Source organism: Acaryochloris sp. CCMEE 5410 (genome assembly GCF_000238775.2).
Taxonomy (GTDB): domain Bacteria; phylum Cyanobacteriota; class Cyanobacteriia; order Thermosynechococcales; family Thermosynechococcaceae; genus Acaryochloris.
Genome location: NZ_AFEJ02000001.1, coordinates 859,613 through 876,292, shown reverse-complemented (window position 1 = coordinate 876,292; position 16,680 = coordinate 859,613). Strand labels below are relative to the sequence as shown.

Genomic DNA, 16,680 nt, shown 5'->3' with positions numbered 1-16,680 from the left:
TGCTAGAGCACACAACACGGTCTATCCAGATTGCTAAGCCTTCACTTTGCCAGCGATAAAGTCAACGGCGGCTTGAACCGTAAGGATTTCTTCGGCGGCTTCGTCTGGAATTTCGATGTCAAACTCTTCTTCTAGAGCCATAACCATTTCCACAACATCCAGGGAGTCAGCATCTAGATCGTTCTGGAAGCTCGCTTCTGGCGTTACTTTGTCTGCGTCGACACTCAATTGTTCAGCAACAATATCTTTTACTTTGCCAAAAATTTCCGACTCACTCATGGGTTCTCTTTTCTCTAAAACTACGGACTCTAGCAGAAGGTTGAATGCGGCTTCAAATGAGGCCAAATGCTTTACTTCCTTCCCTGAGCATATTTCAATGTCCTTGCTCAAAGATCAAGGCCAGGGAATGTCTGATCCAGTCTTTCAGGGTTTCAGCCATTCCTTCCATAGTAATCTGAAACCGCCCCTCTGAAAGCATCGATCTTGTTTTCTTGCTAGAGCATAAATTAAGTCTTAGCCAAGACATGTTATGGAATTTGAGCAAAGCGGTCGGTTGCTTCAATCAAAGCACTGCGAATGCCAGGTTCTGTAATGGAGTGGCCCGCATCAGGGATGATTTTTAATTCTGATTGGGGTAGTTGTTGATGAAGTTCCCAGGCGGAGATCACGGGACACACCACATCGTATCGACCTTGGACAATGACAATGGGGAGATGCTGGATGCGATCGCACCCCCGTAACAGCTGATCCTCAGTGTCTAAAAATCCCTTGTTGACAAAATAGTGACATTCAATGCGTGCAAAGGCCGTGGCAAAGGAGTCTTCACCACATTTTTCTTGTAATTCAGGATCGGGGATTAGCTTGCTGGTTGTCGCTTCCCAAACGGACCAGGCTTTGGCGGCTTCAAGTTGAATGTTTGGATCAACACTGGTGAGGCGACGGTAATAGGCGTTGATTAAATCATGACGCTCTTCTGGAGGAATGGGCTGGAGATAAGCTTCCCAAGCATCTGGGAAAATATTGCTGGTCCCTTCTTGGTAAAACCACTGCAGTTCCTGACGACGCAACATAAATATGCCCCGCAAGATTAATCCTTTGCAGGCTTCGGGATGGGTCTGGCTATAGGCCAGTGCCAAAGTACTACCCCAACTCCCACCAAAGACCACCCATTGATCGATACTTAAATGCTGACGCAGGGCTTCAATATCCCTAACTAAATCCCAGGTGGTGTTTTCTCTTAACTCTGCATGGGGGGTACTTTGCCCACAACCCCGCTGATCGAACAGCACCAATCGCCATTGCTGCGGATCAAAATATTGCCGATAGACCGGATCGATGCCGCCCCCTGGCCCGCCATGTAGAAATACAGCCGGTTTCCCCTGGGGATTTCCCACTTCTTCGTAATAAAGGGTATGCAGCTCAGAAACCTGAAGTTTTCCCGTTGTATAAGGAGTGATAACTGGGTAAAGGTCACGCATTTTGGAATTCAACGGCTATCTCTTGCTCTTCAAGATAAATGGTCTCACCGCTCAAGACCTCTGATTTCACCGTTTTGTAATGTTCAATCACAGGTAACCCGAATTCTCAGGCCAACATGCTAGCGTTGCTCTAGCAAAGGCTCAGTTACAGCGAGTAATTCAGATGTCGGTCCCAACACTTCAATATGCTTACTTCCCAGGATGTGTCGCTCAAGGCGCTTGCCGAGAATTGTACATGTCAACCCAGGAAATAACCCAGGCCTTAGGGATTAAACTCATTGAACTGAAGAAAGCGGCCTGTTGTGGGTCCGGCACATTCAAAGAAGATTCTCAGCTACTAGAAGATACCGTTAATGCCCGCAATATTGCCCTAGCGGAACAGCTCAATTTACCTCTACTCACCCATTGCAGTACCTGCCAAGGAGTGATCGGCCATGTTGATGAGCGACTCAAAGACGCCAAGGATAACGACCCTGACTATTTTGATCAGATCAATCACCTCTTATCTGAGCAGCATTGTTCTCCCTATCAAGGCAGTACTGAAGTCAAGCATCTTCTCTGGGTCTTGGTTGGAGACTTTGGTTTGGAAGCTCTGTCCCTTCAGGTCAAGCGTAAACTCAGCGGATTAAAATGTGCGGCCTTTTATGGTTGCTATCTTCTTAGAGCCCAACAGAGCCTCCCCTTCGACGATCCCATTCATCCCTCTTCCATGGAAAACGTGTTTTTAGCCCTCGATGCCACCCCGATCTATTACTCAGGTCGCACCCAATGTTGTGGTTGGCCCTTAGCCAGTTATGCTACCCCTCAGTCTTTTGCCATGGCTGGTAGCAGACTTCAGGATGCTATTGCAGCCGGAGCAGATTGCTTAGTGACCCCTTGTCCCCTTTGCCATTTGAATTTGGATTCTCGTCAACCTGAAGTTGAAAAGTCCATTGATACCAAGCTAGGGTTGCCTGTTTTGCATTTACCTCAATTAGTCGGGTTAGCTTTAGGAATTGAGCCCCAGAAATTAGGGCTAGAAAAGCATGTGGTCTCTACCAAACCCATACTGGAGAAATTAGGCCTAACTTAACAGGCTCAAAATCTGTCTGCAGTTAGGTCTCAACCTCTGTTCTGACTTGCTCCCGTTCCCAAAAGTGAGACACATTACAGCCTGAAGAAACCCGAAGGATTAGGTTTAGGGTTTAAGGAAACGGGAATTAGCCAGGAACCTAAGGAATTTTCCCAGCATCTTCATGATCTAACCCTTCCCTCTGTCGTTAGCTCCCATGCGCCCCCCTCTGCCAACAATGGTTTTGCTGCCCCTTGGAACACTCTTACAAAAAGGAACCTATCGCTTAGAGCAGCTGGTCCGGCATCAGGGCTTGCAGTTAACTTATGAGGGTACGCATTTACCCAGTCAGCAGACTGTTCTGATCAATACCCTTAATCCATCTCGTCAAAACCCTAAAAAAATTGTTCTACATCGCGATGCTTTTATCCAAGAGGCCCAAGCCTGGCAGAACTTAAAACACCCTTCCCTTGAACCCATCCGAGACATTTTTGTAGATGCCGTTCTCCCCTTTTTGGTCAGGGAAAAGCTATCAGGACAAACTTGGGCCACAAAAGCAAAAACACAACCCCTACCAGAGGCGGAGGCGATTGCTCAAATCACCCAAATTGCCGATGGCTTGAACCAGGCCCATCATCAGCAGCTTCTCCATAGGGATATTCAACCCAAAAATATCGTTATCCATCCTCAAACGAATCATCCAGTTCTAGGAAATTGGGTTTGGCAACCCAGTCCTCCGGGGGGCTCTTCTTCCCTTCTTCATGCCTATACAGCCCCTGAAGTCGCTCAAGGTCAACAAACTGTTACAACCGATATCTACGGATTAGCGGCAACTTTATACACCTTGGTGACGGGAAAAATTCCGATAGCAGCCTCCCAGCGGCAGCATATTCGCTTGGAGATCCGTCACCCAGACTTAAGCCAGGCAACGATTGTTGCCCTACTCCGGGGCATGGCCATGCAACCTCAGCACCGTCCCCAATCTATCTCGGAGTGGTTGAAACTCCTACCCAAAGCCCCTTCTCCTCCTGTATCATTCCCAATAAAATCGGGTAACATAGGCGCAGCTTCCCTTTCCTCGAATGAGGCAGAGCCTCAATCCTCAGCAAAATTCGTTACCCCAGAGATCTCTTCTCTCCCCGATTCAGACCCTTCAGACCCAGAAATTTCTTCCCCTTCAGAGGAATTATCTTTAGCTCCCGAGGCTGAGGATCTTCCTACAGCATCAACAGTCCCTCGCCAGGAGCCCAGTCAGACTGTGTCAACCACTCGCCTTCAGCCCTATTCCGTGCCTCCTAGATTTCCCTACCGAGTACTAATCATTTGTTCCGTGCTTTCAGGGGTTGTAGGAATTGCCTTTGGTCTGTTGCTCCGGTTTCATTACCAGAATCAGTTTACGAACCCACAAGTGCCTGCAAAGGCCCCCCCAGTCCAGAATGAAGATTTTTTACCAAAGCCAGGAACAACCAGAAGGCAATTAGAAACGCTGCCGACTCCGACGGAAACACCCCTTGAGTCTCCCGTCCCCTCGCCCCTAGAAGAACCGACGGTTGATCCTCGGTTTGAGCAGGGTGATATTGGGCCAGATCCTACCCTCCAGAAACCTGTCCCTCTTAGCCCTGTCCCCGCCGATCCCTTAGACCCGGATCCTGCCCTACAAACGCCAATAGAATCCTATCCTGATAGCCTGGCTCCCAGCCCAGAGCCATCCCCTTTCGACCCCTTTGCTCAGCCTGATTTTTCCACACCGCCTCCCTCTGAATCTCCAGAAAGCTTCCAGTAATCCCAGGGGCTGGCCTCAAAGTATCGTATGTCCCCTATTCTGCTGCAGTGGAGTTGTTGAGTATGTGTAACAGTGATGAGACTTCTGAAAGTTCAGTACTGGAAGTCAGTTTGGTTTGGCTAGCGTGGGAAAAGACTTCTAGATCTCCCCGCTCAAGGGCGATCTCCTGGACCTGAGGGTGAAGAATAACAAAAGGGAAGGAGATTAAGGGAGAGTCTGCTGTCATATCCAAGAACAGAGCAGAATCATCATCGGTATAGAGAATAACATCAGGTTTCCAAATATCTACTAATAACTCAGCTTCATCCAACGTTGTGGTCGATATTACTCGCCACTGATGGTTATATAGGGATTGGCTGATATTAATGGGTAATGCGTTGCCGGATTGATCTTGATTGCTGTCTAAATGGAGAACGGTTAATTTTTGCGCTATTGGGGAGTTGGATGGTTTGAGGTTTTTCGGCTTAGGGGCCGATCCATGGGTAGGAATCTTGGATTTTAAGCACTTCTCTAACCATTGTGCTAGACCGGGTTGCAGCTCGTGTAAGGTTAAGCAACCATCTACTCCAAATTCAGTAATTTGTTGACAGTCTGCGGTGCTTCCAATTAATAGGATGGGGCAATCTCTGTCTCGCTGTTGGAGAATTGAAAGGATATCCCATCCTGAGCCAGTGGTAAGCAGCGTTTGTAGAATAACGGCTTGAGGTTTGAATAGGATGATTTTCTGAGCGACTTCTAACTCTGAACGGGCCACGACAACCTTTAGAGATTGCTTCGATAAATACTGATTGACTTGTTCAATCAAACTAGGGTTTGTGGCAACCAGAAGAACTAAGCTTTGAGTAATTTTAGTTTGCCGTCTTCGCAGGGGTTCTGGAGACACATACAGTGAGAAAGCGTTTCCCAGCGTCGGTCCAGAGATAAAGGAAATATCCCCTGACATCTTTTCTGCTATACGTTGGGCCAGCACCAACCCTAGTCCTGTTTTACCCAGAAAATCCTGGTCAGGAATCGTCCAAGTTTGGGGGAGTTGAAAAATGAGGGGTTGCTGTCGGTGGGGAATCGAAACGCCCTGATCAGAAATGGTAAAAATAGTCCACCCTTGCCACTGCTCAACTCTCAAAGCGATGGGGGACTGCCCCTGAGTTGCCCCTAAAGCATTGTGCAAAAGATGTATCAGGATTTGACGTAATTTCAGCTCATCACTGGTGATTGAGCCAAGGACGCCCTGGGGATGCCGATGAATGATGAGAGAAGCCTGATTAGCTGTGCCTTCTTCCAGTTGATAGTATCGTTTCGCTTGTGAGATCGCATCATCACAGAGCAAATCAAGGCGAACATCAGTCTGGGCTTCAGGTTGGACTTGGCCTGGCAGTTGAGTTAAGTCCAACAGCGTATTGAGGATGCCCATCAGATGCTGACTTTTCTGATGAATCAACTGCACATATTGCAATTGCCGCTCCGATAAATTTTGAATGCCCTGATGACTGAGAACATTAGACAAACTCAGAATTGCCGTCAAAGGAGATTTAAGTTCATGGCTAATTTCAGCCAATAGTTCCGCACTCAAGGGAGCAGCAGTGGATATTGGATCTTGAGAGGCTGATGACTCTGGTGATGCCGGTGGTGTATCGGATAACGCTAAAGCTGGCGAAACTGAACTTTTCAGATCCGAGGAAAACTTAATTGCAACGCTCAAGGGAGCATGATGGGCCAAGAACTGCACGAGCTTAGGGGTATCCAATAACCCCAAATATTTGCCGGTTCCATCCTCAACAATTGCCCAAGACAAGCTGAGATCTTGGGAAAAGGTTTGTAAATACTGCCAAAATTGCTTGAGAGAGCTTGTAGCTGCCACCTGCTGTAAGGGGTGATTATGCAAATCGCCCCATTCTCCAATGGGTTGCTGAGGCAAAACCGCTTCGGCAGACTGTTGTTCAGCAATAAACAAATGGATAAATTGCGATAAAGGCACAAGGCTAATAGGTTGCTGCTGTGCATTAACCACCACTAATTGGGATAGATTGCCCCCATCACTAGCCTCATCCTCAGACAGAGCATTGGGAGATACAGAACCTTGGTGCTGAAGTCTATCTAATATGTCTTGAATAGGAGTTTCCGCTTGACATACTAAGGTCTGCTGCAAAAACTCACCAACAGTGGTTTGTTCGAATAACACAGTAATCGTCTTAATTCATGATCGGCTTGGAAATTTGGCCAATATCGATACTGATAAAGAGATATAAAGAAGGAACTTGGTTGAAATTCGCAGATTTTAGGGCAGAAAAGGATACTAAAAACGAGGTATGGCGAAATTAAATAAGAATCTTGACCTACTCTGGCTGCTTGTATTATTTCATGAATTGCCAGCGTTCCTTGCAGATCGGAACTGGATAAAAGAAGATGGACTTAGACCTAAGGCGATCTTTCCCAAAGAAGTGGCAATCTGATCAAGGGGACTGTTGACCGAGGAGTTTAGATCTTAGATTCTTGATGCGATCGCGATATTTTGCGGCCTCCTCAAACTCCAGATTTTTCGCAGCTTCTTTCATCTGTGCTTCCAACTGGGTGATCAACTCTGGCACGCTTTCCAAGGGTAAATCATCCACTTGTTCATAGGCATCTTCGAGTTCCTGGGTATTGAGACGGCGGGAGACTTCCAGAAAGGCCAAAATCGCATTGTCAGATCCTTTTTTGACCGGTTGAGGAGTGATGCCATGTTTTTTATTGTAGGCGAGCTGAATCTTACGTCGCCGTTCAGTTTCGGAAATCGCCTTCTCCATACTATCCGTTAGATTATCGGCATAGAGAATAGCTTGGCCCCGGACATGTCGTGCAGCCCGGCCAATGGTTTGAATCAATGAGCGTTCAGCTCTGAGAAACCCTTCCTTGTCTGCATCCAAGATCGCCACTAGAGAAACTTCAGGTAGGTCTAATCCCTCTCGCAATAAATTGACCCCAATGAGGACATCAAACACGCCCTCCCGTAGATCCCTTAAAATTTCAATGCGTTGAATGGCATTAATTTCTGAGTGCAAATAGCGAACGCGTACCCCCCGCTCTTCAAAGTACTCCGTCAGGTCCTCCGCCATCCGTTTCGTTAGAGTCGTAATTAACGTCCGTTCTTGTCGCCCCACCCGCTCCTGAATTTCAGCCAATAAATCGTCCACTTGGCCTGTTGTTGGGCGCACAAAAATTTCTGGATCGACAACGCCAGTGGGTCGAATCACTTGTTCAACCACGCGATTCTCTGATAACTCGATTTCCCAAAGGCCGGGAGTCGCCGATACAAATACACACTGCCCCACTTTCTGCCAAAATTCCTCAGACTTGAGGGGACGATTATCTGCTGCACTGGGGAGCCGAAAACCGTGATCAATCAAAACCTTTTTACGGGCTTGATCACCGTTATACATACCCCGAATTTGCGGTACAGTCACATGGGACTCATCCACAATTAATAACCAGTCCTTGGGGAAATAATCTACCAGGCATTCTGGCGGTTCTCCTGCCTGCCGACCCGCCAGATGACGGGAATAATTCTCTACGCCGTTGCAATAGCCCACCTCTCGTAACATTTCCAAATCGTATCGAGTGCGCTGATTCAATCGCTGAGCTTCCAACAGTTTCCCCGTTTCTTCTAGGTGCTCAACTTGGGCTGTTCTCTCCGCGTCAATGGCTTCAACGGCCATCTCCAATCGCTCTGTCGGTGTTACAAAGTGGCGTGCAGGATAGACATTTAGTCCTTCCAAACTCTGTAACGTTGACCCCGTAACGGGATCGACATAGCGAATGGCATCGATCTCATCCCCAAAAAACTCTACCCGAATAATCCGGTCTTCATAGGCTGGACCAATTTCCAGAACATCTCCTTTGACACGAAATCGCCCTCGCCCTAAGTCCACATCATTGCGGGTATATTGCACGGCTGCCAGACTTCGCAATAACTGTCGCTGATCAACTTCTGCTCCAACCTTAAGGGGGATTGAGGCCTTAAGATACTCAGCAGGAATCCCCAATCCGTAAATACAGCTGATCGATGCCACGACAATGACATCCTGGCGTTCAAAGAGTGATCTTGTTGCCGAATGCCGCAGCATATCAATTTCTTCATTGATAGAAGCCGTCTTTTCAATAAAGGTATCTGTAACTGGAATATAGGCTTCAGGCTGGTAATAGTCGTAATAGCTGATGAAATACTCAACGGCATTGTTGGGGAAAAACGAACGAATTTCGTTGCATAGCTGTGCAGCTAGGGTTTTGTTATGGGCCAAGATTAGCGTGGGTTTACCAATCTCTTCAATCACTTTTGCCATGGTGAAGGTTTTACCCGTCCCCGTCGCACCCAGCAACGTTTGCCTGGAATGGCCGGACTGAAGGTGCGTTGTCAGTTTCTCAATAGCTTGGGGTTGATCACCTTTAGGGACAAAAGGAGCATGGAGGTCAAAAGCTGTCATTGGGGCGAAGAGGTGACTGCCTCTTTATAATGCCGAATTTTTCGAACTACGGCAGCAGCATGATATAGAACAATACCCCCCCGTGACAACTGTCACGTTCAGTCCCATTTCCTCCGCCTAAATTATAAATAACCAAGGACTCATATCAAAGCAGGTAAAACAGCCCCTACATAGAGGATTCACGCTTTCTGCTTGAGTCACAGAAAGGAGTATTACATCATGTCTAAGTTCAATAAGATTTCTGCAAAAGCACTGGTAATGGCATCTGTAGCCGTAGGTATTCAAGCGATCAGCACCTTTGGTGCATTTGCTGGCCCTGCCCTCTTTTATCGCTACGGTACGGTCCGACTCAATCAGCGGGATTGTATGCGCAGGGCTTCTGTTTCCCTGAGACGAGAAGGTCTCAATGTCCGGAGGCCAGAAGTGAATATCAACAATACCCCGTTTATCTTTGCTGACAATGAAGATTATTCTGCCATTATCGATTGCTCTCAGTTTGCCAAACGATATCGTGCCAATAAGCGTGTCACTGTGATGGTCAGCGGCTATGGAAGAGGCGCAAATACCCTTTCCAGCGCATTGATTGACAACATGTACTAACCCGAGCCTTCTCAACATAAAAATCAAGGCCGGACTGGTGCTTAATAGAGCTAGTCCGGCCTTAATGGTCGAAAGGGAAAAATTCCTACTTCAGTAAATTTTCTCCTCGTCGAAATAGTTCACGGGCATAGTCTGTCCAAGTCCCTTGCCCCCAATATCGGAAACAACTCGTCTCTACTAGGAGAACATAGAGTAAAGCTTCCTGATAATCGGCCCGTTGAGTCGTACTTGGATCTGCTTGAACGAGGGGATCATATTTCTGGTGAAACAGGGCGCTCAACTGGTTCATGGGTTCGAGAACATTCTCATACCCCTTCACCCAGCTCAAGTCATCCGTCCAAGAGGCCCCATCCATATGGAATTGATGATCGGTAGCTTGTAGCTCTTTAATCGCAGTTTCAACCTTCTCCGGGCTAACCGCATCGGTTCCAATCTTATTCCAGATTTTATGTTGGCCTACAGCCTGGCAAGTGGGGTAATCGTCTGGATTCACACCCGCGGCATCCAATAGCTCTAAATACTCCGTACCATGGATGCCAGCGACCCCAGCCCCTTGATCTTTCAGCTCATGCCAAACGGGTTGGTAGTCCCGGGCGAATTCATTCATCATCACGCCCCCATTCTCACCATCGGCGATTTGGGTTACGCAGGAGGGCACTGAGATGCCTCCAATCTCTTGGCGTCCCCGACCTTTAGCCTCGTGGTAAGGCTGCATTTGGGCAACCAACTTCGTATCAGATCCTTGAGTTTTGATCAAAGCAGTGATGCTGATGGTCTCGCCTTTTGAATTGCGAGCCACGAGCTGATTAGGGATGTACTTATCGTCATGCCATAAGCCGGATCCGTCTAATCGCTCAACGGAATGCTCTTGCACCATCAACCAACGATAGCCACATTCCTTTAGGGCTTTAATGTATTCAAAAAGGGTATCAGGATGGTTGGGAAGATGCATCTCCGGGGGAGAAAATCCCTTGACCCGTTTGAGGGCCTCATCTCCAAATAGGCTGGCAAAATACTGCTGCCAGGCTTGAATTTGCAATTTCAAATCGGGGATTGGCGTGGAAGGAGCGACAGCATGACTCCACATGGTTCCCAACCATTCAACATAGGGTTGATACTGCGGATTGCAAGTCAGCTTTTTCAGGTTATCCAGAATATCGTCTCGTCCCATCTGTTGGAGTCCCCACAGGAGGTTGCCGGAGTAATCCAGCATGATTCGTGGGGAACAACCCGCACTCACCAATTCAGGGATGAAATCACCCATGCGGCTGTAACACCAGGCAAACACTTCAGCGTTATGGTTATCGCCATCACCAGGGTTCTCAAACATATGCTGCAGATTGCTGATGAGCGCTCCTTGTGAGCCCGCTGGGATAGTGGGCTGATGCATATGGAGGGCACAAGCAAAACTGGAGTAGATGTTCTCAAACCGTAAATCGGTTGTGGGTAAGTAAATTGGATCAGAATGGTTGACTAGGGCTGCTAGTTCTGATTCCCGTCCCGCAAGATTGGGTAACAGAGACTGAAGATTATCTTGTTGTGAATGGGGCAATGGTGCAGTTGCAATCATAAAGGCTTAATCCTTGCAATAGTGAGGATTTGGGTCAATCTGGAAGATTTTCCTGTCAGATGATAGATCACTCTTTCAGGAAATATGTTTAAGCTCTGATAAATTCTACAAATTATTGTCAGGATTCTGAATCGAATGAATTCCTACACCAGGATCTGACTCCTCATCGATATTGGGTGATTTTGCTTCTAAGTGGAGTATAGGATTGGGAAATTGTTGCGATATATAGCATTAAGGTGATGCTAGCGTTCAAATATTTAATGGTACTTCTTAATTGCAACTATTCTCTAGATAATATGTAATTAAAATTATGAATACAACGATATTTGATATTAGAAAATAATTTCAAGCTTTATTCTTAAACTAATTTTTTGCATAAAAATTAGATTCATTGCTGATGTAGCTTATGAAACCACCCATTATCTAATCCACATTCTGGTCAAAATAGCCAAAAACTTCATCCATACTACTGGTAGTAGTTCCATGGCTTAACAATAAATTTAAATTCTAAGGAGAGGGAATTCTTTTTGCCGTTGTGGGGAAGGTGGGGCTTGAGGTTTGAGCTAATAGGTTTGATTACCTGTTGGCTGTCCTGAAAATCAAATTTGATGAGGGTTTTCATGCAATCAACATTTAAATTTTTACCATTGCAATTTAGTTGGGTTGCGATCCATCCAAGGCCTGTTGGGGTTGTTCAATTTATTGGAGGCGCTTTTTTTGGCTCATTCCCCACCATCTTCTACCGATTTCTCCTACAAAAGATCTATGACCAGGGATATACGATTATTGCTTTGCCCTATCGATTTACATTTCGCCACTGGTCTGTCGCCATTGGACTAGTTCGTGAGCAAAGAGCCCTCCGTCTAGCTATTCTAGAAGAGGCAAAACGGCGGAACTATGATTATAAAATCTATGAAGAGAATCCCAAATCAGCAACTAAGAATTATTTCTGGTTAGGACATAGTTTAGGAAATAAATATATAGCTTTACTTGAATTACTAACGGATCTAGAAACCAAGTCTGAAAAAGAGATTTTAGGAAACTGTGTTGGTCTCGATCAGTATCAGGAACTTGAAGATCGCCTAAAAGGAGTTGATTTCAAAGATATTTCTCTCTTGAATCAGCCTTCTATATTGATGGCTCCAGCTATTACAGGCATTGAAAGTGCGATACCTGTTAAGGCAGTCGCAGATTTTGTGAAACGACTGGGGTTAGATGTTAAACCTAGTGTGGAAGAGACTCATTGCCTTATTAAGGGAAGTCAGTTATTTGGACTGATGGGTTTAATCTCATTTACGAAAGATAAAATTGCTGAAGATACTGTAGATTGGTTGAAACAGAATTTACCCCACAAGCCTGCCCAGATGGCTGAATTACCTGGCGAGCATTTGACACCGATGGGGTTTCGGCTGGGCGATTCAGTACTAGTCGAAACTGTCTTGAAATTCCTAAAAGCGCTTTAACCAGCACCTAGCGCTGTTGAAACACTATCAAAGGATAGTGCAGTGCTAAGCCTTATTGACGGCTCAAGGAAATTTCATTTTCCTTGAGCCGTTTAGGTATATTTAAACGATGACATTATTGATGCTTTTCTGGCCTACGAGTTGGGTTATTATCAATTAGCATCAATTTCGAAATGCCTTACTCGATATCTTTTCCAGCGACAATGACGCTTAAACTTCACTATCTTACGTCCATGGCGGTAGGTAACAATTGGGCGTCGAAAACATACCCATTTTTTATGCCAACGCCAACGAACCCGACGAAATTCTTGTCTTCTTCGCCCTGACTGCCTGACAGATCTTTGTATTCCATAGCTCATAAAGCTTTGCACTGTAGAGAGCGGATACGAGAGAACCAGATTTTGTTGTAGTGTTTCTTTTGAGCTTTTTTAGAGGCAAAATACGGTTGCGGATCCTTGGTGAATAAGGGGACTGGCATCAACAACTCCCGTCCTTTATGGACCACCCCCTTGAGCCACCGCAATCCAATCTTGAGATAGCTCCAATCTTGAGATAGCTAATGCCTCTGTGCCAATGGGGATCAACCTGTTGGCGTAGCCCTTTAATATGAACAGCCATCCCCTGAGTCGTGCTGTATAGCAGTGCCACAGCAGCAATCAGGTACAGCCTCTCCAGAGCATCAGCACAGCGAATTTTCGACTCTTCAAGCTCAAACACACCAGATTTACTATCGAGGAATAATTCTTCCACCCGAAACCTCAAGGCGTATTGCCACAAGGTTTGTAACGAGGGTGATTCATCTGTAATCACTGCCCATGGTTCTTTTACGCCTCGGATATTCGCCAGTACCAAATTGCACCGATAGAGGCCATCATCCCAAAGCCCGACATTACGGTAGAGGAGAGCTTCTCCTTTGGATGGCCATAACCTACGGACTTCTCTTGGACATTGACGGGGCCATGGAGAAGGACATCACATGGGATACGCAGACAGTAATGCCAACGGCTCTGCTGTAACCAGCTCATCAGTTGATGGTTCGCGAACCCACGATCTGCTAACAACATGACATCTGGATGCTGCCGTAATAACCAACGGGCCTGACGCAATAGCGGTTGATATTCCTCAAAGCAACCGCCGCACTCTTGTGCTCTAATACTTTCCATAACAACGGTACTGCTCTGCCACAGCAGACAACGGATACATGAATCATGCAGTATTCATTCCATAAAACCGTGGTATCCATCGCTAGGTAAAGGCGATGGGTTCGCCAGTTCTTAAGCGCTAGAAGGACCAAAGGGACATACAGTTTGTGGACATCAATGAGCGGATTGCACAGAAAGCGTTGCCAGCGACGCTCGACACTTTGGGCTTTTTTTGCTCGGCAGGGGACATAGGATTCCCAAGCAGATAAGCATAATCGTTCACTGCAGATTAAGGCGCTCACCATCCATCCCAGGGTCATGAGATGACGCAAATCTCGATAATGGCTGTGTTGACGTAAAAAGGAGAACAGTTGACGATAAATTTGGGTGGAGCCTGACATTTGAGTAACGCTGATTTGTGCTTAAATCTAGCTTCACATGTCGCTCCACTCTTTTCTCAAAGACTATGAAAATAAAGGCTTTGAGATACTTCTGTCAGGCAGTCAGCTTCTTCGCCTGTGACCATGTGCTACTAATGAACTGTCATTCTGTTCAAGAGCTTCGGATTGTTGCCCAAGCTCAGGGGAGTAAGGGATCGCGAGTGTGGTTGTATTTGCTGCTATCAGACCCAGGGCTGTTTTAAGTTAGCAGCGAAAAAATAATATCGACCCGATTAGCCAGCTTAGTCATCGCGGTTTTGAGGGATTGATAGTCGTTTAGCCGCAGGATATTAATCCCAATAGTTCTAAGCACTGACCAATTGAGCAGTGCTTGTTCATCTTCGAGTCGATAATCATCTTCGCCAAAAACAACATCCTTCGGCCAATGCAACCGATTTTCAATGCCCCAATGTTCTCGGACCAGAGATTGCCAATGCTGGGGTGAGGTGGCAGCTGAACTGATGTAATAGGCCGTATTGTGATACTCCTTTCCTTTGCGAGTGCCCCATCGTTGGACACAAAGCACAGAGCGAATTGCCTCCCATTCTTGTAGGGCTATGCCGACAGGCTCATAAACCTGTATACACCGATGTTCATCTCGTCCTCTACTTTGGGCGGAGTGGATGTGCTCAGCCATGGGTTTAAGACACTCAAAGTAAGTCTGGAGGTGGTCGTAAAGTCTTCCCTGATTGGATTTGACCGCCACAAGATAGTCGTTACCCGAGGCCACAATCTTCTCAAGTGTTTTTTTGGGCGTGTAAGGCATCCATGGTAATCAGCAAGCCATGGGCGTAGCTAATGGATCGGGGATGCCTTAGACTTCGGAATGGTTACCCCTGGGAATAGGGAGTCAAACCGTTGATTGACCCAGGCAAGCCGCAGCATGAGTAGATGATTGAAACCATCCTCACTCCAGCGCATACCAACCCCCTTAAAGCGCTGTTGAATCAGCCACTTACAAGCACTTTCGACCATTCCTGACCCCAGCGGTATCTGTAGTTGTTCAAAGTGGCGATATTGGATGTGTCGCAGATGGCGCTGGAAATAAGCCTGTACCTGGAGCAACGTCGTAAAAGATTTGCCCGTAAACAATTGTGAGTGAATCAACATCGTCAAGGACCGCAATACTAATAGGTGTTGCCCATGTCGCAATTGGTGTCGCCAGCGCCGAAACCAGGCTTGGGCTTGAGCAGAGCGAGCATCCCCAAACATCGCTTTTGTTGCTCGTGCAAGATGGCCTGCTGCATGAAAGAAATCGAGAACTGCCACAGCACAGTGAGAGAACAAGGTGCGGTAGACTCGCCAGAAGCCTCGCCCCCCATCACTCAACCAGATGACGCTTGGGGCCGATTCAAAGTCTTGTTTGCGGGCTTCGAGGTGCAGTAAGGGGATGAACTGGTCGATATCGCCCAATACTGCCACCAGTCTTCGACGTAGTAGTTGGGGACACGCTTTTGTGCTCGGGTGCCCCGTGTTCCTAGGCGGGCTAAGATAGCAACTTTGACTTCTCGCCACTGGATTTTTCCCTTGGGGGTTTTCGGGGTGGGGCGAAAGGGCACCATCACACCGTCAGCAGCAATGGCCAAAGGTAGAGCAGACAACACCTCTGAAATCGCTTCACAAGGAGTCTGGTCACCTGAGGCTTGAGCTTTGAGTTGAGTCTCTAGCTCCTGATAAGCTTTGTTGCCCATGACTTGCACCCAACTCCACAAGCTTGATGAGCTGACGGATAAACCACTCCACTGACTCAGCATCCAACTGGCCAGTTCATAGGGCATAAATAGACTTAACAAGCAGCCTAGACGAACCAATTCTTCACTGCTGTGCTGATAGGAGGTAATCCCAATGGATTGATCCAAAGGAGCGGATAGACTACCTGGACACCTGTGGGGACAACGACCCACCCGTCGCTTTCAGGCAATATTTCCCACCAGTGTCTGCATCTGACGAGATTCCCATCCCTTCGAGTGCAAGCGGGTTCCGCAAGTGGGACACCTCGGCCATTCCAATACTGTTTTTGCTCGCCGTGAGAGTTCATCCTCCAGAAGCCAGCGAGCCAAAACAAACCCATTTGCAGAACGATATAAACCATCTGACTCAGGCTGGGTGCTTCTTTGAGTGCTTCGACCTGTTCTAGAAATTCGTGATGCTCTAGTACGGTTGGCAATTGCGATGTTAGGCTCATGACAAGTTTTTGATTCGGGTACAGGATCTATTGTCCTTGACCCGTTTTTCTTTGAGCCATACATCCCCGATTCTGTGCTTACGCCCGCAAGCCATCGAGTTGAAGGGTTTCCAACAAAGCCTGGACGACTTTGATTTCGCTATTATCCTCCTGAGTGAGGGCTTCGAGCTTGAGGGTGATGCCTGCTTCCACCGCAAATAAACTCACCAACCCTACAAAACGCTGCTTCCCCTTGGCATCTGTCAGCCCCTGACGAATCCGTTTGCCATCAATGGAGGCTGCATAATTATCGGGAGAGTGAGTCTGGGCTTTCGAGAGCATCCATGCTTCAAATTGGTGGTTCAACGCTTGGAAGTCAAGCCCCTTCATCACTCGACGAAAGGTACAGTGAGACGGAACTTCGAGGCTCTCAAGCCCCAATTATTGGATGTCAACCCCATAGGCGATGTCGCGACAACCAAAAGTCGGATCAGCCCCTAAAATTGAACCGTATTATTTGGCGCACACCTCC

General features: G+C 47.1%; 12 protein-coding genes and 3 pseudogenes. 4 read left to right on the top strand and 11 right to left on the bottom strand.

Translation table 11 applies throughout. The features are described from left to right. Positions 1-33 precede the first annotated feature (33 nt). Both acpP and pip read right to left on the bottom strand, forming a co-directional pair. A complete protein-coding gene (gene acpP, locus ON05_RS03780; protein ID WP_010477306.1) occupies positions 34-279 on the bottom strand; it encodes an acyl carrier protein in 246 nt (81 codons plus the stop codon). 248 nt (positions 280-527) lie between these two features. Then, positions 528-1,478, bottom strand: coding sequence for a prolyl aminopeptidase (pip, locus tag ON05_RS03775; RefSeq protein WP_010477303.1), 951 nt, complete (start codon positions 1,476-1,478; stop codon positions 528-530). Positions 1,479-1,641: 163 nt separating this feature from the next. On the opposite strand from pip, the gene ON05_RS03770 reads away from it, so the two are divergent. Together ON05_RS03770 and ON05_RS03765 are read left to right on the top strand one after the other, a co-directional pair. Beyond that, positions 1,642-2,550 (top strand): CoB--CoM heterodisulfide reductase iron-sulfur subunit B family protein, encoded by a 909-nt coding sequence (locus ON05_RS03770; protein ID WP_029315465.1) that lies wholly within the window; start codon positions 1,642-1,644, stop codon positions 2,548-2,550. A gap of 196 nt (positions 2,551-2,746) precedes the next feature. Beyond that, a complete protein-coding gene (locus ON05_RS03765) occupies positions 2,747-4,312 on the top strand; it encodes a serine/threonine-protein kinase (RefSeq protein ID WP_010477298.1) in 1,566 nt (521 codons plus the stop codon). Positions 4,313-4,346: 34 nt separating this feature from the next. On the opposite strand, the gene ON05_RS03760 is transcribed toward ON05_RS03765, so the two are convergent. Both ON05_RS03760 and uvrB read right to left on the bottom strand, forming a co-directional pair. Beyond that, positions 4,347-6,491, bottom strand: a complete 2,145-nt coding sequence (locus ON05_RS03760) for a hybrid sensor histidine kinase/response regulator (RefSeq protein ID WP_010477296.1) — start codon at positions 6,489-6,491, stop codon at positions 4,347-4,349. A gap of 271 nt (positions 6,492-6,762) precedes the next feature. Beyond that, entirely contained in the window at positions 6,763-8,769 is a 2,007-nt protein-coding gene (uvrB, locus tag ON05_RS03755) for an excinuclease ABC subunit UvrB (RefSeq protein WP_010477294.1), read from the bottom strand. Between the two features lie 219 nt (positions 8,770-8,988). On the opposite strand from uvrB, the gene ON05_RS03750 reads away from it, so the two are divergent. After that, complete coding sequence (locus tag ON05_RS03750; protein WP_010477292.1) at positions 8,989-9,369, top strand: hypothetical protein; 381 nt, start codon at positions 8,989-8,991, stop codon at positions 9,367-9,369. An 85-nt stretch (positions 9,370-9,454) separates the two neighbouring features. Here ON05_RS03750 and ON05_RS03745 read toward each other — a convergent pair whose 3' ends face one another. Continuing rightward, positions 9,455-10,939 (bottom strand): hypothetical protein, encoded by a 1,485-nt coding sequence (locus tag ON05_RS03745; protein ID WP_010477290.1) that lies wholly within the window; start codon positions 10,937-10,939, stop codon positions 9,455-9,457. 620 nt (positions 10,940-11,559) lie between these two features. On the opposite strand from ON05_RS03745, the gene ON05_RS03740 reads away from it, so the two are divergent. Beyond that, a complete protein-coding gene (locus ON05_RS03740; RefSeq protein ID WP_010477286.1) occupies positions 11,560-12,402 on the top strand; it encodes a DUF1350 family protein in 843 nt (280 codons plus the stop codon). Positions 12,403-12,879: 477 nt separating this feature from the next. Here the strand turns inward: ON05_RS03740 and ON05_RS03735 are convergent, their stop codons facing one another. The 6 genes and pseudogenes from ON05_RS03735 to ON05_RS03710 all read right to left on the bottom strand — a co-directional run. Next, positions 12,880-13,212: a hypothetical protein gene (locus ON05_RS03735; protein ID WP_262561151.1), complete on the bottom strand. Its 333-nt coding sequence runs from the start codon at positions 13,210-13,212 to the stop codon at positions 12,880-12,882. Between the two features lie 14 nt (positions 13,213-13,226). Continuing rightward, positions 13,227-13,466, bottom strand: a complete 240-nt coding sequence (locus tag ON05_RS03730; RefSeq protein ID WP_262561149.1) for a hypothetical protein — start codon at positions 13,464-13,466, stop codon at positions 13,227-13,229. Next, positions 13,457-13,945 (bottom strand): hypothetical protein, encoded by a 489-nt coding sequence (locus ON05_RS03725; RefSeq protein WP_262561148.1) that lies wholly within the window; start codon positions 13,943-13,945, stop codon positions 13,457-13,459. Before ON05_RS03725 ends, ON05_RS03730 begins: the two co-directional genes overlap by 10 nt. Positions 13,946-14,183: 238 nt before the next feature. Further along, positions 14,184-14,769, bottom strand: a pseudogene (locus ON05_RS03720) (ISAs1 family transposase); the annotation flags it as partial. Between the two features lie 10 nt (positions 14,770-14,779). Then, positions 14,780-16,169, bottom strand: a pseudogene (locus ON05_RS03715) (ISKra4 family transposase). A gap of 87 nt (positions 16,170-16,256) precedes the next feature. After that, a pseudogene (locus tag ON05_RS03710) lies at positions 16,257-16,589 on the bottom strand (ISAs1 family transposase); the annotation flags it as partial. Positions 16,590-16,680: the final 91 nt, after the last annotated feature.

What these genes read in the sequence shown, in the direction of transcription:
- uvrB (WP_010477294.1), bottom strand. Translation starts at nt 8,769, where the DNA reads ATGACAGCTTTTGACCTCCATGCTCCTTTTGTCCCTAAAGGTGATCAA.
- ON05_RS03740 (WP_010477286.1), top strand. Translation starts at nt 11,560, where the DNA reads ATGCAATCAACATTTAAATTTTTACCATTGCAATTTAGTTGGGTTGCG.
- pip (WP_010477303.1), bottom strand. Translation starts at nt 1,478, where the DNA reads ATGCGTGACCTTTACCCAGTTATCACTCCTTATACAACGGGAAAACTT.
- acpP (WP_010477306.1), bottom strand. Translation starts at nt 279, where the DNA reads ATGAGTGAGTCGGAAATTTTTGGCAAAGTAAAAGATATTGTTGCTGAA.
- ON05_RS03725 (WP_262561148.1), bottom strand. Translation starts at nt 13,945, where the DNA reads ATGTCAGGCTCCACCCAAATTTATCGTCAACTGTTCTCCTTTTTACGT.
- ON05_RS03770 (WP_029315465.1), top strand. Translation starts at nt 1,642, where the DNA reads ATGTCGGTCCCAACACTTCAATATGCTTACTTCCCAGGATGTGTCGCT.
- ON05_RS03745 (WP_010477290.1), bottom strand. Translation starts at nt 10,939, where the DNA reads ATGATTGCAACTGCACCATTGCCCCATTCACAACAAGATAATCTTCAG.
- ON05_RS03730 (WP_262561149.1), bottom strand. Translation starts at nt 13,466, where the DNA reads ATGTTGTTAGCAGATCGTGGGTTCGCGAACCATCAACTGATGAGCTGG.
- ON05_RS03750 (WP_010477292.1), top strand. Translation starts at nt 8,989, where the DNA reads ATGTCTAAGTTCAATAAGATTTCTGCAAAAGCACTGGTAATGGCATCT.
- ON05_RS03765 (WP_010477298.1), top strand. Translation starts at nt 2,747, where the DNA reads ATGCGCCCCCCTCTGCCAACAATGGTTTTGCTGCCCCTTGGAACACTC.